A 15,578-nucleotide genomic window follows, 5' to 3' on the forward strand; every position below is an offset into this window, starting at 1 on the left:
GGCAACTGGCAACAGGCCCGACGCACATAGGGATAGCGGATATTTCCCACTCTGCAACAAAAAAGTTGGATTAATCCCATTTTCTCGCTTGCATAGTAGGAAACTTCCCACTATGGTCTCTCCCATACAGCCACCCCGGCCCTGCCGGTGGCAACCAGCCCCGAGGGGCGAATGGATGGGAGATGACGAAATGAAACGCAGCCTGCTCGCCATAGCCGCCGCCGTGTTGATCACCGGCGCAATCGAGAACCCGGCCCATGCCTGCACGAAGTCACAGGTCTCGGCCTACAACCTTGCCGTCCGTCTCATGCATACGGCTGTGGATATTTCCAAGACCGTTGGCGGTGAGAAGGCAGACGCGGCTGTCAACGCGGTGCTCGATCTTGTCGAGAGCATTGACGAGAGCCTGCCGGAAAGCTGCGGGGCGGATCAATGACCGCCATAGCTCAATCCTACGCCCATACGGCCTTTGCCCTGACCGACATGGTGTCGCCCCGACGCGAACGGTTCTTCGTCGTGGCACGGACGCAAGGGGCGGTTCCGACGGCCGACGTCTTCGATCGCGTCAAGCGCTGCACGTGGCGCTGCCACCAGCACCAACTGCCGGAGCTTCTGTCCGGTGAGGTTGAGCCGTCGATCGAATGGCTTGTTCTGGTGGATGACGAGGAAGCACTGTCATGACCCCCGCCGAATGCAGGGCCGAGGCCGAGAAGTGCGCCCGTCGATACGGGGTTCTGATGGCCGCAAGGGAATACGTCCTGGCGAAGGCTGTTCTTGCCGAGGCGAAGGAATGGACGCTCAAGGCCGTCCGAATTGAGCAGGGCGACCTTGAGCATATCGGAGGCCCTGCCGCCCAGGTGGTTGAGAAATCCCGGCAGGCAATGCTTGCCCGCGAGGATCAGGACAATGCGCCGGAAGGCGAGCGGGTCCGGAGGCAGTCATGAGGCAGGTGGAGAATTTCCTGTCACTGGCGAAGACGCAGCGTCGTTTTGCGCACCAGTACCGCAGATGGGCGCTCGAAGACGAAGCGGCAGGCAAGGCAGATCGCAGCCGAAAGTACCGGGCGGAAAGCCAGAGGCTTTGGGAGGCCGCGAAATTCTACCTGGCCCGCGCCCGCATGTTCCAACACTAGGAGAAACCGATGGCCCTTAAGATCACCAAATCCACTGACCCTATCAAGGTCGATCGCCTGAATATGGTAATTTACTCTCCTCCGGGCTTGGGCAAAACCAGTCTGGCCTTCACGGCGGAAGCCCCGCTTCTTCTCGATTTCGACGCCGGCTCTCACCGTGCCGCGCGGCGCAAGGACGCGGTGCGCGTTTCGGACTGGTCGGATGTCGCCAGCATCAACGCGGAAGACCTGTCGCCCTACAAGACAGTCATCATGGATACTGCTGGCCGGGCGCTCGACGCCCTGACGGTAGATATCATCCGCGCCAATCCCAAGCATGGCCGTGGCGGTGCGCTTACCTTGCAGGGCTACGGCGAACTGAAAGCCCGCTTCATCGCCTTCCTCAAGCTCCTGAACAGCTTCGGCAAGGACGTGGTGCTGATTGCCCATATGGACGAGCAGCGCAACGGAGACGACGTTATCGAGCGCCTGGACGTGCAGGGCGGATCGAAGAACGAAATCTACAAGGCTGCTGACGCCATGGGGCGTCTATCCATGGTGAACGGCAAGCTTCTTCTGCGCTTCTCACCTTCGGACGCGGCATTCGGCAAGAACCCCGGACAGCTGGAACCTCTGACGGTACCGCATTTCAGCAGCCCCGAGTTTGAAGGCTTCCTCGGCTCTGTCATCCAGCGGACGAAAGATCGGCTCAATGAACTTAGCGAGGAACAGCAGGCGGCTGTTGAGGAACAGAAATGGTTCAAGGACACTCTGCCGAATGTTTCTGACGCCGAGGGCATCAACAGCCTGATCGGCAGGGCTTCGGGCGGCGGTGTCGCATGCAAGGCGCTTCTGGCGGCGCGAGCCAAGGAAATCGGCCTGATCTTCGACAAGGCCAAGGGTGAATACGTCGAGGGCCAGAAGGAAGCGGCCTGATGCTGGCGAGGGTTTCGAACATAGAGGCCTTCCGCCGCTGGCGAGAGAACGAGGACCAGACCGTCGAGGAACTGGTCCGGTTCATCACCACGGACGAGCCGAGCGAAGCCATGAAGGCTGGAACCGCCTTCCACAAGGCTCTGGAGACGGCTGACGATGGCGAGTATTCGCTTCTGGAGGCAAACGGATACATATTCCGCCTGCCGGACGCGGTTCTGTCGCTGCCAATCACGCGCGAGCTTCGCGGCTATCGCCAGTATGGCGGCCTGACCGTCACCGGACAGTGTGACGGGATCGTCGGGAAGACTGTCATCGACCACAAGACGACAGGCCGTTGCGATCCCGAGCGGTATCTCGGCGGCTGTCAGTGGAAGTTCTATCTCGAAATCTTCGAGGCTGACTTTTTCGTCTGGAACATCTTCGAGATCAAGGAAATCGGCGAGAAGGAATACACCGTCGCCCCGCCACAGGTTCTGACCGCCTACCGCTATCCTGAAATGCGCGACGACTGCGAGCGCCTTGCTGCAGACTATCTCGAATTTGCGAACCAGTTCTTGCAGGAGGCCGCATAGATGGGCAGCCGCAAGACATTCGTGCTGATCAATGACCGGGTGCGCAACAACGCTCTGGAGGCGGTTCGGTACGCTGCCGAGGGGTATGTCGTCACCATCGCTCAGCCAACGCGATCCAGCGAACAGAACGCCAAGCTTCATGCTCTCCTGTCCGACCTAGCCCGATCAGATCTGAAATGGGCCGGCAAGCGCCGGTCGATGGAAGAATGGAAGGCTCTTATCATCAGCGGCCATGCCGTCGCGACCAAGCAAGGTGGCGAGGTTGTCCCCGGCCTTGAGGGCGAATTCGTAGCCATACGCGAGAGCAGCGCCAGCATGTCGGTCTCACGTGCTGCGAGCCTGATCGAATATCTGACTGCATTCTGTGTCGCCAATGGAGTGGAGCTACGCGAGACCAGATATGCAGGATTCAACGAACCGTCAGGCACTTCCTCCCCGCCTGACGCATCGGGGCCGGGGGCGGTTTCCCATTCTCCCAGGCCGACCTCCGGTCCCGTCAATTCATACGCGAAAATGGCAAAGGGGGTCTGATCGTGACCACCAAGACCACCACAGTCCGCCAGCACGTCCGATCCGTCCCGGTAAAGCCGAGCATGTTCGACAACGAAACCCATCGCCGTCTGCGCAAGGAACTCGGGTTCAAGCCCCGCATTCGCGTGAAGGCCCTGAAAGGCGAGGTGCGCCATGGGTAGGCGCGAATTCAGCCGTAAGGTGCGCCAGCAGGCCATCGAGCGAGCAAACGGCCATTGTGAGAAATGCAAGGCCGCTCTCAAGCCCGGCGAGGCGGAAGTGGATCATATCCTGCCCGACATCCTCGGAGGCGAGCCTATCCTTGCCAATGCACAGGTCCTCTGCCGAGTTTGCCACGCAGAAAAGACAGCGACCGATATCCGCCGCACCCGCAAGGCGGATCGCCAGCGCGACAAGGCTTCCGGGGCCGTGCGCCCAAAGCAGTCCATCAAGAGCCGTGGCTTTGCACCCACTGCCAAGACCACACGCATTCAGAAAACCCCGCTTCCTCCGAGGAATCTGTTCGAGAAGGTAGCCGAGCAATGACCACCATCACCCGATTTAACCTAACCACGGGCGAAGTGTCAGAGGTTGATACGGAAAACGATCCGCTGAACCCGAAACCTGCACCATCCACAAACACCGATTATGACGGTCTGGTGGAGCGGTTGAAGGAGCGCGGTAGCAACAGCGGATATCCGAAAGCCGACCTCTATTACGAAGCCGCCCAGGCAATCATCGCCTTGCAGGGAGAGAGGGTCACGCTGAAACGTGAAGTTGAGACGTTCTGGCGTCCTGAGTTCAAGGCTTCAATGAAGCGCGCAGAAGAAGCCGAGGCCGAAGTAGCGCGCCTCAAGGCGGAACTGGCAGAAGCTCATCGGGTGATCGAGCCTTTTGCCGAAGTCGTTCGGCGCGCTGAAGCAGCCAATGCATACTTCGGTGGCATCCACACAAAGGATGTTCCCGACAGTCAAGAATACGGTGTTCTTGGCGTGACATGGGGCCACCTCCGCCGCGCCCGCTCTTTCCGCGACGGGCAAAAGACAGGGGAGGAAGGGTGATGCAGAAGAAACCTGACTTCTATTCGCTTGTGCCCGTCTATCCACCTGATCCGGGTGAGTTTGTCATAGCCAATGCCTCCGTTGGTGTTTGTGGTCTTTGCGGAGGTATCGCAACCGGAATGGGCGGCTCCGACAATCAAATATGCGTTCGCTGTGCCGAGGTTGTCATCAAAGGACAGGCGCGGGGAGCAATCGTATGGGATGACCAGCAAAAGACAGGGGAGAAGGGGTGATGAGTGAGATCAGCGAGAAGGAAATCGCGGCGGCTCGCAAAGCAGCGGGTCTGACATTCACGGGCACTTGGCTCGATAACATGGTGATTGCCGCCCTCGAAGCCGCCGCCCATGCCAGAGCGGAGGCGGTGGAAGTGAAAGTCAAGCCGCTGGATGCTGCGAGGCTGGCGGAAGCAGAGCGCGAAATTACTGAATACCAGAGAGAGAGATTGCGATGGATTGACTACGCGACCGATCTACAAAGGATAATTGAGGCGCTTTGTAACCGGCGCGCCCTGCCTGAGCCAGTATCTACTGCTCGCCATCACTACGAGATGGCACGCTCCGCCCTCGCCCATCCCGCAGTGCCGGAGGGGTGGCAGCCGATAGAGACGGCACCCGAGAACGATCACGCACTTTTCTATGTGGAAGATGATGGCGTCTATCTGGATTGCCTCGATCGAGACGGTGCGTTGTTAGCCGCAAGTGGTGATGAGAGGATTTTCGCAACCCACTGGATGCCGCTTCCCAAGCCGCCAGTCGCCGCAGCCGAGAAGGAGGGCGAGTGATGTTTGTTCGGTTTCAAATATGGGCACACGAATGCGACCCGGAAATCTCGCAGGATGCTAACGGCGAGTGGGTCCGCTTCTCCGACTATTCCACCCTCTCCGCCAGAGTAGCGCGACTGGAAGAAGCGTTGGTGGATATCGCCATGATCCGTATCGGATATGCCGAGGATGCGGACACTTTATTGCAGCGCGCCGTAGGCATCGCAAAATCCGCCCTCTCTGAGAAGGAGACGCGGTGATGAGGCTCGTGCTGCCGAAGACAATCGAGCAAGCCTATCATGACGGTCTTGGGGATGGTGCGGTCTACGCTGTCGCCGTCATGGGCGGGCGCGAAAAAGAGCGTCGGGACTGGCTTGACCACGTGACGAAGAAGAAGCGCGCCCTTGCCGCCCTACAGGAGCAGGAGAAGTAGATGAGCCGGGCGCTTGCTCTCAACCAGCGCCAGATTCGCGCTCTATGCGAGGGCGCGAAAAAGGCCGGATATGCACCGATCGTCCAGATTGGCAACGTGCTGGTGCGGCTTGTCCCCGAAGATCGCGCTATCCCTCCACAGGACAATGAGCGGATTGACGAGGAAAGGGTGATTGATCTTTGAGGGAAGTCATGCCCCGCAAGCTGCCCCTCTATGTCTCGATTGAGACCACCCGCCACGGAAAGAAGGTGGCCTATTTCCGGCGCGGCAAGGGCCAGCGGATTCGGATGCCGAATGCTGATCCGAGCAGCAAGGCGTTTAAGGACGCCTATGAAGCAGTGCTTGCGGGAGATGCCGCGCAACGGCCCACAGGCGACCGTGCAGCGGCTCCAAAATCTCTCCGGTGGTTGATACTCCGCTACAAGGAAAGCGCGTCGTGGAGGCAGCTATCGGACGCCACGCGCTATCAGAGAGACAAGATATTCGAGAAGGTTGTCCAGAAGTCAGGGAATGAGCCGTTCGCGGCCATAGACAAGCGCACAATGCAACGCGCAATGGATAAGCGGGCAGACACGCCAGCGCAAGCGAACAGCTTCCTGAAAGCCATGCGCGGCCTGTTTGACTGGGCTGTGCGCAACGATCAAGTCACATCCAATCCCTGCGATGGCGTCGAACGCCTTAGAGACAAGACTGACGGGATTCCGGCTTGGACCGTTGATGATGTGATCGCCTTCCGGGAGAAGCACCCGATCGGGACAAAGCCGCGCCTTGCTATGGAATTCATGCTTCTGACGGGCTTACGCCGTGGCGACATGGCAACCGTTGGCAGGCAGCATATCCGCGATGGCGTCCTGACCTTGCGGACGGGCAAGACGGGCACAGTGATAACCATCATCCTGCCGCAGTACCTTCTCGACATGATCGATGCCACGCCGATCAGCGGAATGCACCTGATAGGGCAGGACAATGGAAAACCCTACACGGTAGAGAGCTTCGGGAACAATTTCCGGGATTGGTGCGACGAAGCGGGCGTGACGAAAAGCGCCCATGGCCTGCGTAAGCTATCGGCCACACTGGCGGCGGAAGGTGGCGCGGCCGCTCACGAGCTCATGGCCCAGTATGGCTGGACGAAGATGTCCATGGCTGAAATTTATACCAAAGGTGCCGACAGAGTGCGCCTCGGCATCAAGAATTCTGCCATCGTCGCGGAGCAGATCGGGAACATATCGCCCCGCACCCATAATTCCGGTGCGGGGAATGTCGCGAAAAAAGCTTGAGTTTCAATACCCTAGAAAACCGTTGGTGCCCCTGGCCGGGATCGAACCAGCACTCCTTGCGGAACTCGATTTTGAGTCGAGCGCGTCTACCAATTCCGCCACAGGGGCATCGGCCATGAAAGTATGACCGGCAGGCTGCGGACTATACGGTGAACCCCCTGCTCGTCAACCGGGGAGATAACACGGGCCGCGTCAGATAGTGCAGGCTTCGATCATTGCGCTATCCCGTCAATGCTTCTAGACAGACCGACATGATGCTGCGCCTTGCCCAGAGGCAGAAATGACATTGAACGCTCCGACTGGAAGAACACAGACCCTTACCGCCGCGATCACCGCCCTCGGCATGGCTGCCGCGGTTGGAACCGCCCTCGGCTTCCAACATTTTGGCGGCTATATACCCTGCAAGCTCTGCCTGGAGCAGCGCGTTCCCTATTATGTCGGCATCCCGGTGGCGGTCCTCGCGCTCACTGCATCCGTATTGAAGCTGCCGCCCATCGTTACCCGCCTTCTGCTCGCGGTCGGTGGCGCCATGATGCTGTGGACCATGGCGCTCGGCGTCTACCATTCCGGCGTCGAATGGGGCTGGTGGCTGGGACCGACCGATTGCGGCGCGGTTGCCGCACCGGCTGGCAGTGCCGGCGGCGTTCTGGATCAACTCAACACGGTGATCCCGCCCTCCTGCGACAAGGCGGCGGGCCGCTTTCTCGGCCTTTCCTTTGCGGGATGGAACGTCGTCGCCAGCCTGATCCTGGCGCTGATCGCCTTCCGCGGGGCGTTCTCCGGCGGCAAGAGCTTGAGCTAGGAAAAATCCGCACTTCTCATTCTCGACCGCCCCTAAATTCAGAAGAGATCTTTCCTTTTCCGGATCTCGGCAAAGACCTCCTCGTCGGAGGCATTCTCCATGCCGAGATTGCGGCGGATGATGGGATCGTGCCAGCGCAGGAAGGGATTGGTCGCCATCTCCTCGGCAATGGTGGTCGGCAGTGTCGGCTTGCCCTCCTCGCGCAGGCCGTCGATCTTGGCGGCCCGTTCCTTCAGCGCCGAATTTGTCGGATCGACGGTGAGCGCGAAGCGTGCGTTGGACTGCGTATATTCGTGCCCACAATAGATGATGGTCTCCAGCGGCAACGCGGTAAGCTTCTTGAGCGAATTCAGCATCACCGCCGGCTTGCATTCGAACAGGCGTCCGCAGCCGAGCGCAAAAAGCGTGTCGGCCGTGAAGGCGACGCCGGCATGGTCGAAATAGTAGGAGACATGGCCTGCGGTATGGCCCGGCGTCTCGATGACGCGCATCTGCTGATTGCCGATGCGGACCGTGTCGCCCTCCTTCACGGTCTCGTCGATGCCGGGGATCTTCGCCGCTTCCTTCTCGGGTCCGACGATCTTGAGTCCGAATTTTTTCTTGAGCGCCAGATTGGCTTCCACATGGTCCATATGATGATGGGTCGTCAGGATGATCGTCGGCGTCCAGCCGGTCCGTTCCACCGCTTCCAGGATCGCCCTCTCCTCCGGCGCGTCGATCAGCGCCGTCTCCCCGGTGGCCGAATCGCGGGCGAGAATGCCGAAATTGTCGCTCCGGCAGATGAATTGCTCAATGTCCAATGCCATGAAAGCCTCCGTCTCCGGAACGATAGGGCGCAGCCCGCCCCTTGTCATCAGTCCAGTGTCCCGAAGCTCAAATACGTTACGATATCCGGCAAGCCCGTCCGAATTTCAGGTTCGAGAATGACACTGGCAACTCCGTAAGTCTGGCGGGATTTCTTGCGGTTCGGCGGCGGGATGGCTACCGTCCGCGCCATGATATCCGACATTGTCGATCTCAAGACCTTCTATTCCACGACGCTGGGGCAGCTCGCCGAGCGGTCCATCACCATGGCCCTGTCGTCGATCTGGTCGCCGCTGCCTGACGAACGGCTTGTCGGTCTCGGCTATACGCTGCCATGGCTAGACCGCTTCGGAGCCGACGCCGAGCGCGTTTTCGCCTTCATGCCGGCAACGCAGGGAGCGGTGAACTGGCCGCCGGGAGGCCCGTCGGCCGCGGCGCTCGTCTTCGAGGAGGAACTGCCGCTGCCCGATTCGGCGGTCGACCGGGTGTTCATGGTTCATGCCCTCGAGCATTCGGAGAATGCGCGCCAGACCCTCATGGAGGCATGGCGTGTGTTGGCGCCCGGTGGACGGATCGTCATCGTGGTCCCGAACCGTCGAGGCGTATGGGCGCGCTTCGAGCACACGCCTTTCGGGACCGGCAGACCCTTTTCGCGCTCGCAGATGACGGAGGTGCTGCGCGAGGCTAATTTCACCCCGGTGCTGTGGTCCGACGCACTGCATTTTCCCCCTTCCAAGCGGCATTGGGTCATACGATCCAGCCATGTTCTGGAGCGGACGGGAAGGCGGTTCTGGCCAATATTCGCCGGTGTGCTGATCGTCGAGGCGGAAAAGCGGCTCTATCAGGGGCTGCCTTCTACAGCACGGGCGCGGCGCCGCGTCTTCGTACCGGCCCTGGCGCCGCAGGGGGCGACGACCGGCGCTGCACGGCAAGCCGGTAGGCTGTTGTGCCAAGGGCCGAAATCCTAGCCGGTCACCATGTCCTTGCCGATCGCATCAAGGTCGAACGAGGTGGTCTGATACACCTGGTTGATCCAGTTGCCGAAGAGCAGATGGGCATGCGAACGCCAGCGATTGAGCGGCCTGCGGGAAGGATCGTTGTCGGGATAATATTCATGCGGCACATCGATCGGCACGCCGGCCGCGACGTCGCGGTCGTATTCATCCTTGAGCGAGGTGGAGTCGTATTCGATGTGGTTGAACATATAGAGTCGGTTGCCGGTCTTTTCGGCAAGCAGGCAGGGGCCGGTCACATCCGATTCCATGAGCAGCTCCAGGCCCGAATCGGCTGGAATGTCTTCCGTGCGCACCTCCGTCCAGCGGGAGACGGGAATGGCGAAGTCGTCGGAAAAGCCGGCGAGATAGGGTGAGGCGGGGGCGTGGTTCTGGTGACGGAAGACCCCGAAGGCTTTCTTCTCGAGCGTATATTTCGGGATGCCGTGAAAATGCCAGGCGGCGGCCATCGCGCCCCAGCAGATGAAGAAGGAGGAGTGGACGTGAGACGTCGTCCAGTCGAATATGCGGGTCAGTTCGTCCCAATAGGTCACTTCCTCGAAGGGCAGCAGTTCTATGGGCGCGCCGGTGACGATGAAGCCGTCGAATTTGCGCTCGGCCACCTCTTCCCAGGTCTGGTAAAAGGTGATGAGATGGTCCTCGGGCGTGTTCTTGGCCCGATGCCCGCCAATGCGCACCAGGCTCAATTCCACCTGCAGCGGCGTGGCACCTATCAGCCTGGCGAATTGCGTTTCCGTGCGGATCTTGTTCGGCATCAGGTTCAGAAGCCCGATCTGCAGGGGGCGGATATCCTGCCGCAACGCCGTCTTTTCATCCATGACGGATACGCCTTCGCGCACGAGCACCTCACGGGCAGGAAGCTGATCGGGAATCTTGATGGGCATCGAACAAGCTCCAAAACAAAAGACCGGCGGCGAAATCGCGGCCGGCCCCGACGGACTTGTCATCGGCCTTTTAGCGACTTCTTTAACGTGGCTGCAAGCCGACCGGCCAAATCACCACGGAACTGGCCTGCTATTTAGGACGCCCTACCCTTTGCGTCAACGGCATTGATCGGGTAAAGCAGGCCGCTTTCTTTTTCAGGATTTCCTTCATGAGCGCGCTTGACCGTCCGCAACCCAATCCCGGCGTCATGGATATCGCCGCCTATGTGCCCGGTCGCGAGTCCGCGCCGGGCGTGGCGAAAATCTGGAAGCTTTCCTCCAACGAGACGCCGCTCGGGCCGTCTCCGGCGGCCATCGAGGCCGTGCATGCTGCCGCCAGCCATCTGGAGGTCTATCCCGACGGCTCCGCTACCAGACTGCGCGAGGCGATCGCCGAGGTGCATGGGCTGAACCCGGCCAACATCCTCTGCTCCAACGGTTCGGACGAGCTCCTCGGCCTTTTGGCCCAGACCTATATGGGGCCGGGCGACGAGGGCATTTTCACCGAGCACGGCTTCCTGGTTTACCGGATCCAGACTCTTGCCGCAGGAGCGACACCGGTCGTGGTGAAGGAAAAGGACGAGCGCGCCGATATCGACGCGATCCTGGCGGCCGTCACCGAGCGCACCAGGCTCGTCTTCCTCGCCAATCCCAACAATCCGACAGGCACATATCTGCCCTTCGAAGAAGTGCGGCGGCTTCAGGCCGGCCTGCCGAAGAAGGTGCTCCTGGTTCTCGACGCGGCCTATGCCGAATATGTCCGGCGCAACGATTACGAGTCCGGCATCGAGCTCGTATCCTCCTCGCAGAATGTCGTCATGACGCGCACCTTCTCCAAGATCTACGGACTTGCGGCCTTGCGCATCGGCTGGATGTATGCGCCGGCCCACGTGATCGACGCCATCAACCGCGTGCGCGGTCCCTTCAATGTCAACGCCATGGCGATCGAGGCCGGCGTGCAGGCGATCCGCGACCGAGCGCATGTGGAAAAGGCCATCGCGCACAATGAAAAATGGCTTCCCTGGCTGACGGACGAATTCACGAAGCTGGGGCTGCGCGTGACGCCGAGCATAAGCAATTTCCTGCTCGTCCATTTCCCGGAAAATGGCGGGAAATCGGCCGAGGCTGCCGATGCTTTTCTAACCTCGCGCGGCTTCATCCTGCGCCGGGTGACCGGCTATGGTTTCCCGAACGCACTGCGCATGACCGTCGGGACGGAGGAAGCCAATCACGGCGTGGTCGCGGCTCTGACCGAGTTCCTGAAAGGCTGACATCGTGCCAAAGCCCCTCTTCGACAAGGTCGCGCTGATCGGCATCGGCCTCATCGGCTCATCCTTGGCCCGGGTCATCCGCCGCGAAGGCCTGGCCGGCGAAATCGCCATCTCGACGCGCAGTCCAGGGACCCTGGATCGGGCCAGGAAGCTCGGCCTTGGCGACACCTATTTCGCCGATGCGGCCGATGCGGCCGCCAGAGCCGATCTCGTGGTCGTCTCTGTTCCCGTCGGGGCATCGGGAGCGGTGGCCGAAAGCATTTCACCGGCGTTGAAGCCGGGTGCCATCGTGACCGATGTCGGCTCCACCAAGGCGTCGGTCATCGCGCAGATGGCCCCTCACATGCCGCCGCATGTGCACTTCATTCCCGGCCACCCGATCGCCGGCACGGAGCATTCGGGCCCGGATGCGGGCTTTGCCGAACTCTTCGAAGGCCGCTGGTGCATCCTGACGCCGGTGCCCGGAACGGATGCGGAGGCGATCTCCCGCCTGACGACGTTCTGGGAGCGTTGCGGCTCGCGCGTCGACACCATGGACCCGGAGCATCACGACATGGTGCTCGCCATCGTTTCGCACCTGCCGCACATCATCGCCTATAATATCGTCGGCACGGCGGACGACCTGGAAACGGTGACCAAATCCGAAGTCATCAAATATTCCGCCTCCGGTTTCCGCGATTTCACTCGTCTTGCCGCTTCCGACCCGACCATGTGGCGCGACGTCTGCCTGCACAACAAGGATGCTATCCTGGAGATGCTGGCGCGATTTTCGGAAGACCTGTCGGCGCTTCAGCGGGCGATCCGCTGGGGTGACGGCGACAAGCTCTTCGAATTGTTCACCCGCACCCGCGCCATACGCCGCTCGATCATCGAGGCGGGCCAGGAAGTCGACGCGCCGGATTTCGGCCGCATCGTGGCGGCCCATCCGCCTGCCAAGTCATAACGGCGGAATGCGGCCCAACGGGATGAAGCCGAGATAGGCTTTCCCGCGCTCTATCCGCAAGGGGAAGCTCGGTGCATCGCCGAGGGCGCCTATGGCCGAAAAGGCGGTCCTGATCTCGTCCCGCCGCTCCGGAAACGCTTCCTCGAGCAGCCGCGAGATTTCCTTGGGATTCCGCAGGGAGACATTGAGCCGGGCATCGATCCGGCCTTTTCCGTCCACCGAAAGCGGGCCGGAGAGGGTCACCCCCGCGTCTGCGTCGGCGTTCGAAAGCGACAGCGTGCGGATGGTCACGGAACGGCCGCGAAGGTCGGTCGGCGGTTTGCGCACCAGCGCCACGCCGTCCTTGATCGTCATGTCGGCGCTGCCGTCGAGCCTGGGAAGGCGCAGGCCTCTCACCAGCGACGGATCGGCAGTCAGACCAGTGAAGAGGCCGGCCACATCGAGATCGCGCCCGGAGGGGCGGGCATGCAATTCGCCGGCCTCGGCGCTCGCAAGCAACCCTTGCCCGCTTTCCCGCGCGGAGACGGTGACTGCCTTGCCTTCAACGGATATGCGCTCGGGCAACGGCCGGGCCAGCCGGGTGCTTGCATGGAGCAGGTCCCAGCCGATCGTCAGGGGCGGCAGGGAACGCATCTCGACCATGGCCGGTCCGTCCAGCTCGGCGACGACATGCCAAGGCGCATAGACCTGCGCGGCCGAACGGAAGGCGCCGGCCTCTGCGGAAACGCCCTCGCCGGGATTGTCGTAGAAGACGCGGTTGCAGAACATGCCTATGCGGAAGGGATAGCCGCGTGCGATGCCTTCCTCGCAGCCGGCCCTGATGCCGCTGCCGGTCAGGCGGGTCAGCGCGCTTGCCGTGCGCAATTCGATCTCACGGGCGAAATAGAACCACGCGCCGGTATAGGCGAGGATCGCCGCCACGATGAACACCGCCAGCCAGAAGAACCGGCGGCTGTGACTGTGCCCTGCTCGGTTTCTTGACGGCATGCCGGACCTCCCGCTACCCCAGTTGGCAACTGTTCATCGACCGAATCCGATCAGGCGAGCCGATATGGACGATTTTTGGGTGTTTGGCTACGGATCGCTGATGTGGCGGCCAGGCTTCGCGCATACGGAAACGCGCAAGGCGCGCCTGCACGGCTATCGTCGGGCGCTCTGCGTCCGCTCGCATGTCCATCGCGGCACGCCGGAAAGGCCGGGCCTGGTTCTGGGACTGGACCGCGGCGGCTCCTGTCTCGGCATGGCCTTCCGCGTGCCCGGCGAATTGCGCGATGAAGTCGTTACCTATCTGCGCGCGCGGGAACTGGTGACGAATGTCTATCTGGAGCGGATTCTTTCCGTCCGGCTGGAAGAGGGCGGGATCGTGCAGGCACTGGGTTATGTGGTCGACCGCTCGCACGTCCAGTATGCCGGCAGGCTCGATGTAGAGCATGCGGCCGAAAGCGTGCGCGGCGCAGTCGGCATTTCCGGCCGCAACGAGGAATATGTCGAGAATACCGTCGCTCACCTGAAGGCGCTCGGCATCCGCGATCACTGGCTGGAGGCGGTGGCCCGTCGCCTGACCTTAGAAGGGTGACGTTTCGACATCCACGCCCAGCTCCCTGAGCCTGTTGACGGCGCTCGGCGGCATGGGGGGAGGATTGGGCGAGCGGGCCGCCTCCACGAGAAGCTGGTCGCAGGCGGCTTCGGTCTCCTGTATCAGCCGCTTCTGGAAGACCTCCTTCGGCAGGCCAGGCTCGATCGGCGGCAGGAAACGGGCATGGATGGTGCCCGGATAACGCATGAACCTGCGCCGGGGCCAGTACAGGCCGGCGACATGGGCGACGGGCACGACCGGGATGTTTAGCTGATTGTAAAGCTCGACGATGCCGTATTTGTAGCTCGGCTCGGCGCCGGGAGGACGGCGCGTGCCTTCTGGATAGATGATGAGCTGACGGTTCTCCGCCATGCGTATGCGCGCTTCCCGGACCGCCTGGCGCAGTGCCTTGGAGCGGCTGCCGCGGTCGATCGGGATCATGCGCATCTTGGCCACGTACCAGCCGAAAACCGGGATCCACATCAGCTCGCGCTTGAGAATGTAGAGGGCGTCCGGGATATCGGGCAGGAAGGCGATCGTATCCCAGAAGGACTGGTGTTTCGGCGCGATGATGCATGGGCCGTCCGGCAGATTCTCCAGCCCGGTTATCTCGGTTTTCGTGCCGGCCAGCACTTCCTGAAGCCAAAGGCTCGACCGGGCCCAGAATTTCGGCACGATCCACGCCTTTTTCCTCGGCGCCAGAAAATAATAGGGCGTCCACAAGATCATCTGGATCACGAGATTCAGATAGAAGACGAAATTGAAGGCAAGGGAGCGAAGTGCGATCATGGAAGGCCTGCCGATGAAGCGGGCCCGTTGGTTACATCATGGCCGCCGAAAGGCAAGACCGCTCGCGCCGTTGACCGTCATTGCTCTTCCTGCACGACGGCGGCCGTCGTGACATGGATGTCGGATCCCTCGTCCGTGTGGGGCAGGACGCCCCGGACGAGGGCCGCGACATATTTCGAATACTCGATGAACAGAACCCGCAACGCATCCGGCTTCGCCAGCCATGCTCCGTCGTCCAGGCGGGTCGTCACCACCGGATAGGGCATCAGGTCCGCCTGCCCCAGAAGCCGGCGCATCTCCAGAAGGCTGCGCGGCATGTGGTAATTGTTGGTGACCAGGATGATACTGCCATAGGCGTTGGCATTGACCCATTTGGCGCTTTCCTCGGCATTGCCGATGGTGTCGAGCGCAGCATGGTCGATATCGACGCAGCAGTTGAAGAGCCCCTTGTCGGCCCCGGTCGCCGCGCGCAGGTCGTCAAGGCCGGCAATGGGATTGACGCCGCTGATAAGCAGGCGCTTGCCCTTGCCTGCCTTGAGAAGATCCACTGCGGCACCGATGCGGGACTGGCCGCCGGTCAGTACCACAATGCCGTCGGCGGCGGCCAGATCGCTTGGAGCTGCCAGACGGCTCACATGCGCCACAAAAAGCCCGAAGCCGCCGAGAAAAACGGCGACGCATAGAAACACGGCCCACGCCACGACGCGCAGCGCAACGAAGCGATTACTGGTCCGGTTGAGGGCGGTGCTAAAAGCCATCGCGATCGAACATCTGACCCAACCTATTCATCCATTAAT

26 protein-coding genes, 1 tRNA gene and 1 riboswitch are annotated in these 15,578 nt (G+C 61.3%); of the genes, 21 read left to right on the forward strand and 6 right to left on the reverse strand.

Features of this window, described 5'->3' with window-relative positions; all coding sequences use genetic code 11:
• Window positions 1–190 precede the first annotated feature (190 nt).
• The 16 genes from L598_RS19100 to L598_RS19165 are packed head-to-tail and all read left to right on the forward strand — an operon-like array spanning window position 191 to window position 6,660.
• Window positions 191–436 (forward strand): hypothetical protein, encoded by a 246-nt coding sequence (locus L598_RS19100; protein ID WP_144865219.1) that lies wholly within the window; start codon window positions 191–193, stop codon window positions 434–436.
• A complete protein-coding gene (locus L598_RS19105) occupies window positions 433–681 on the forward strand; it encodes a hypothetical protein (RefSeq protein ID WP_144865221.1) in 249 nt (82 codons plus the stop codon). The genes L598_RS19100 and L598_RS19105 overlap by 4 nt, the downstream gene beginning before the upstream one ends.
• Window positions 678–944, forward strand: coding sequence for a hypothetical protein (locus L598_RS19110; protein WP_144865223.1), 267 nt, complete (start codon window positions 678–680; stop codon window positions 942–944). Before L598_RS19105 ends, L598_RS19110 begins: the two co-directional genes overlap by 4 nt.
• Complete coding sequence (locus tag L598_RS19115; protein WP_144865225.1) at window positions 941–1,132, forward strand: hypothetical protein; 192 nt, start codon at window positions 941–943, stop codon at window positions 1,130–1,132. Before L598_RS19110 ends, L598_RS19115 begins: the two co-directional genes overlap by 4 nt.
• Before the next feature lie 9 nt (window positions 1,133–1,141).
• Window positions 1,142–2,047, forward strand: a complete 906-nt coding sequence (locus tag L598_RS19120; protein ID WP_144865226.1) for an ATP-binding protein — start codon at window positions 1,142–1,144, stop codon at window positions 2,045–2,047.
• The gene (locus L598_RS19125) at window positions 2,047–2,619 is read left to right on the forward strand and encodes a hypothetical protein (RefSeq protein WP_144865228.1); all 573 of its coding nucleotides are present in this window, start codon (window positions 2,047–2,049) and stop codon (window positions 2,617–2,619) included. The genes L598_RS19120 and L598_RS19125 overlap by 1 nt, the downstream gene beginning before the upstream one ends.
• The gene (locus tag L598_RS19130; protein ID WP_144865230.1) at window positions 2,620–3,150 is read left to right on the forward strand and encodes a recombination protein NinB; all 531 of its coding nucleotides are present in this window, start codon (window positions 2,620–2,622) and stop codon (window positions 3,148–3,150) included.
• Between the two features lie 2 nt (window positions 3,151–3,152).
• A complete protein-coding gene (locus L598_RS21530; RefSeq protein ID WP_186445108.1) occupies window positions 3,153–3,311 on the forward strand; it encodes a hypothetical protein in 159 nt (52 codons plus the stop codon).
• Window positions 3,304–3,675 (forward strand): HNH endonuclease signature motif containing protein, encoded by a 372-nt coding sequence (locus L598_RS19135; RefSeq protein WP_144865232.1) that lies wholly within the window; start codon window positions 3,304–3,306, stop codon window positions 3,673–3,675. The genes L598_RS21530 and L598_RS19135 overlap by 8 nt, the downstream gene beginning before the upstream one ends.
• On the forward strand, window positions 3,672–4,190 hold the full coding sequence (locus L598_RS19140; protein WP_144865234.1) for a hypothetical protein: 519 nt from the start codon (window positions 3,672–3,674) through the stop codon (window positions 4,188–4,190). Before L598_RS19135 ends, L598_RS19140 begins: the two co-directional genes overlap by 4 nt.
• Window positions 4,190–4,423 (forward strand): hypothetical protein, encoded by a 234-nt coding sequence (locus L598_RS19145; protein WP_144865236.1) that lies wholly within the window; start codon window positions 4,190–4,192, stop codon window positions 4,421–4,423. Before L598_RS19140 ends, L598_RS19145 begins: the two co-directional genes overlap by 1 nt.
• A complete protein-coding gene (locus tag L598_RS19150; protein ID WP_144865238.1) occupies window positions 4,423–4,971 on the forward strand; it encodes a DUF551 domain-containing protein in 549 nt (182 codons plus the stop codon). Before L598_RS19145 ends, L598_RS19150 begins: the two co-directional genes overlap by 1 nt.
• Window positions 4,971–5,210, forward strand: coding sequence for a hypothetical protein (locus L598_RS19155; RefSeq protein ID WP_144865240.1), 240 nt, complete (start codon window positions 4,971–4,973; stop codon window positions 5,208–5,210). Before L598_RS19150 ends, L598_RS19155 begins: the two co-directional genes overlap by 1 nt.
• On the forward strand, window positions 5,210–5,383 hold the full coding sequence (locus tag L598_RS21535; protein WP_186445109.1) for a hypothetical protein: 174 nt from the start codon (window positions 5,210–5,212) through the stop codon (window positions 5,381–5,383). Before L598_RS19155 ends, L598_RS21535 begins: the two co-directional genes overlap by 1 nt.
• Window positions 5,384–5,566, forward strand: coding sequence for a hypothetical protein (locus tag L598_RS19160; protein ID WP_144865243.1), 183 nt, complete (start codon window positions 5,384–5,386; stop codon window positions 5,564–5,566).
• 8 nt (window positions 5,567–5,574) lie between these two features.
• Entirely contained in the window at window positions 5,575–6,660 is a 1,086-nt protein-coding gene (locus L598_RS19165; RefSeq protein ID WP_144865245.1) for a tyrosine-type recombinase/integrase, read from the forward strand.
• Window positions 6,661–6,683: 23 nt separating this feature from the next.
• On the opposite strand, the gene L598_RS19170 is transcribed toward L598_RS19165, so the two are convergent.
• Window positions 6,684–6,768: transfer RNA gene (locus tag L598_RS19170), tRNA-Leu, on the reverse strand.
• Window positions 6,769–6,940: 172 nt separating this feature from the next.
• On the opposite strand from L598_RS19170, the gene L598_RS19175 reads away from it, so the two are divergent.
• The gene (locus L598_RS19175) at window positions 6,941–7,462 is read left to right on the forward strand and encodes a disulfide bond formation protein B (RefSeq protein ID WP_144865247.1); all 522 of its coding nucleotides are present in this window, start codon (window positions 6,941–6,943) and stop codon (window positions 7,460–7,462) included.
• A 38-nt stretch (window positions 7,463–7,500) separates the two neighbouring features.
• On the opposite strand, the gene gloB is transcribed toward L598_RS19175, so the two are convergent.
• Window positions 7,501–8,268: a hydroxyacylglutathione hydrolase gene (gloB, locus tag L598_RS19180; protein WP_144865249.1), complete on the reverse strand. Its 768-nt coding sequence runs from the start codon at window positions 8,266–8,268 to the stop codon at window positions 7,501–7,503.
• Between the two features lie 189 nt (window positions 8,269–8,457).
• On the opposite strand from gloB, the gene L598_RS19185 reads away from it, so the two are divergent.
• Complete coding sequence (locus L598_RS19185) at window positions 8,458–9,234, forward strand: class I SAM-dependent methyltransferase (protein WP_144865316.1); 777 nt, start codon at window positions 8,458–8,460, stop codon at window positions 9,232–9,234.
• On the opposite strand, the gene metA is transcribed toward L598_RS19185, so the two are convergent.
• Complete coding sequence (gene metA / locus L598_RS19190) at window positions 9,231–10,163, reverse strand: homoserine O-succinyltransferase (protein ID WP_144865251.1); 933 nt, start codon at window positions 10,161–10,163, stop codon at window positions 9,231–9,233. The two genes, L598_RS19185 and metA, sit on opposite strands and share 4 nt — an antisense overlap.
• A gap of 50 nt (window positions 10,164–10,213) precedes the next feature.
• A riboswitch (SAM riboswitch) is annotated at window positions 10,214–10,291 on the reverse strand.
• 81 nt (window positions 10,292–10,372) lie between these two features.
• Between metA and hisC the strand changes: the two genes are divergently transcribed.
• Both hisC and L598_RS19200 read left to right on the forward strand, forming a co-directional pair.
• Window positions 10,373–11,473, forward strand: a complete 1,101-nt coding sequence (gene hisC, locus L598_RS19195) for a histidinol-phosphate transaminase (RefSeq protein ID WP_144865253.1) — start codon at window positions 10,373–10,375, stop codon at window positions 11,471–11,473.
• A 4-nt stretch (window positions 11,474–11,477) separates the two neighbouring features.
• Window positions 11,478–12,416, forward strand: coding sequence for a prephenate/arogenate dehydrogenase family protein (locus L598_RS19200; protein WP_144865255.1), 939 nt, complete (start codon window positions 11,478–11,480; stop codon window positions 12,414–12,416).
• Here L598_RS19200 and L598_RS19205 read toward each other — a convergent pair.
• Window positions 12,411–13,403 (reverse strand): DUF2125 domain-containing protein, encoded by a 993-nt coding sequence (locus L598_RS19205; protein ID WP_144865257.1) that lies wholly within the window; start codon window positions 13,401–13,403, stop codon window positions 12,411–12,413. The two genes, L598_RS19200 and L598_RS19205, sit on opposite strands and share 6 nt — an antisense overlap.
• 64 nt (window positions 13,404–13,467) lie before the next feature.
• On the opposite strand from L598_RS19205, the gene L598_RS19210 reads away from it, so the two are divergent.
• The gene (locus L598_RS19210; RefSeq protein ID WP_144865259.1) at window positions 13,468–13,992 is read left to right on the forward strand and encodes a gamma-glutamylcyclotransferase; all 525 of its coding nucleotides are present in this window, start codon (window positions 13,468–13,470) and stop codon (window positions 13,990–13,992) included.
• Here L598_RS19210 and L598_RS19215 read toward each other — a convergent pair.
• Window positions 13,981–14,781: a 1-acyl-sn-glycerol-3-phosphate acyltransferase gene (locus tag L598_RS19215; protein ID WP_144865261.1), complete on the reverse strand. Its 801-nt coding sequence runs from the start codon at window positions 14,779–14,781 to the stop codon at window positions 13,981–13,983. The two genes, L598_RS19210 and L598_RS19215, sit on opposite strands and share 12 nt — an antisense overlap.
• 77 nt (window positions 14,782–14,858) lie before the next feature.
• Window positions 14,859–15,539, reverse strand: coding sequence for a YdcF family protein (locus L598_RS19220; RefSeq protein ID WP_144865262.1), 681 nt, complete (start codon window positions 15,537–15,539; stop codon window positions 14,859–14,861).
• Window positions 15,540–15,578 lie beyond the last annotated feature (39 nt).

It is taken from the genome of Mesorhizobium sp. J18 (assembly GCF_007829525.1).
In the GTDB taxonomy this organism is placed as follows: Bacteria; Pseudomonadota; Alphaproteobacteria; order Rhizobiales; family Rhizobiaceae; genus VLJP01.

Coding starts and splice junctions, on each gene's coding strand:
- L598_RS19100 (WP_144865219.1), top strand. CDS start 191: ATGAAACGCAGCCTGCTCGCCATAGCCGCCGCCGTGTTGATCACCGGC.
- L598_RS19105 (WP_144865221.1), top strand. CDS start 433: ATGACCGCCATAGCTCAATCCTACGCCCATACGGCCTTTGCCCTGACC.
- L598_RS19110 (WP_144865223.1), top strand. CDS start 678: ATGACCCCCGCCGAATGCAGGGCCGAGGCCGAGAAGTGCGCCCGTCGA.
- L598_RS19115 (WP_144865225.1), top strand. CDS start 941: ATGAGGCAGGTGGAGAATTTCCTGTCACTGGCGAAGACGCAGCGTCGT.
- L598_RS19120 (WP_144865226.1), top strand. CDS start 1,142: ATGGCCCTTAAGATCACCAAATCCACTGACCCTATCAAGGTCGATCGC.
- L598_RS19125 (WP_144865228.1), top strand. CDS start 2,047: ATGCTGGCGAGGGTTTCGAACATAGAGGCCTTCCGCCGCTGGCGAGAG.
- L598_RS19130 (WP_144865230.1), top strand. CDS start 2,620: ATGGGCAGCCGCAAGACATTCGTGCTGATCAATGACCGGGTGCGCAAC.
- L598_RS19135 (WP_144865232.1), top strand. CDS start 3,304: ATGGGTAGGCGCGAATTCAGCCGTAAGGTGCGCCAGCAGGCCATCGAG.
- L598_RS19140 (WP_144865234.1), top strand. CDS start 3,672: ATGACCACCATCACCCGATTTAACCTAACCACGGGCGAAGTGTCAGAG.
- L598_RS19145 (WP_144865236.1), top strand. CDS start 4,190: ATGCAGAAGAAACCTGACTTCTATTCGCTTGTGCCCGTCTATCCACCT.
- L598_RS19150 (WP_144865238.1), top strand. CDS start 4,423: ATGAGTGAGATCAGCGAGAAGGAAATCGCGGCGGCTCGCAAAGCAGCG.
- L598_RS19155 (WP_144865240.1), top strand. CDS start 4,971: ATGTTTGTTCGGTTTCAAATATGGGCACACGAATGCGACCCGGAAATC.
- L598_RS21535 (WP_186445109.1), top strand. CDS start 5,210: ATGAGGCTCGTGCTGCCGAAGACAATCGAGCAAGCCTATCATGACGGT.
- L598_RS19160 (WP_144865243.1), top strand. CDS start 5,384: ATGAGCCGGGCGCTTGCTCTCAACCAGCGCCAGATTCGCGCTCTATGC.
- L598_RS19165 (WP_144865245.1), top strand. CDS start 5,575: ATGCCCCGCAAGCTGCCCCTCTATGTCTCGATTGAGACCACCCGCCAC.
- L598_RS19175 (WP_144865247.1), top strand. CDS start 6,941: ATGACATTGAACGCTCCGACTGGAAGAACACAGACCCTTACCGCCGCG.
- gloB (WP_144865249.1), bottom strand. CDS start 8,268: ATGGCATTGGACATTGAGCAATTCATCTGCCGGAGCGACAATTTCGGC.
- L598_RS19185 (WP_144865316.1), top strand. CDS start 8,458: ATGATATCCGACATTGTCGATCTCAAGACCTTCTATTCCACGACGCTG.
- metA (WP_144865251.1), bottom strand. CDS start 10,163: ATGCCCATCAAGATTCCCGATCAGCTTCCTGCCCGTGAGGTGCTCGTG.
- hisC (WP_144865253.1), top strand. CDS start 10,373: ATGAGCGCGCTTGACCGTCCGCAACCCAATCCCGGCGTCATGGATATC.
- L598_RS19205 (WP_144865257.1), bottom strand. CDS start 13,403: ATGCCGTCAAGAAACCGAGCAGGGCACAGTCACAGCCGCCGGTTCTTC.
- L598_RS19210 (WP_144865259.1), top strand. CDS start 13,468: ATGGACGATTTTTGGGTGTTTGGCTACGGATCGCTGATGTGGCGGCCA.
- L598_RS19215 (WP_144865261.1), bottom strand. CDS start 14,781: ATGATCGCACTTCGCTCCCTTGCCTTCAATTTCGTCTTCTATCTGAAT.
- L598_RS19220 (WP_144865262.1), bottom strand. CDS start 15,539: ATGGCTTTTAGCACCGCCCTCAACCGGACCAGTAATCGCTTCGTTGCG.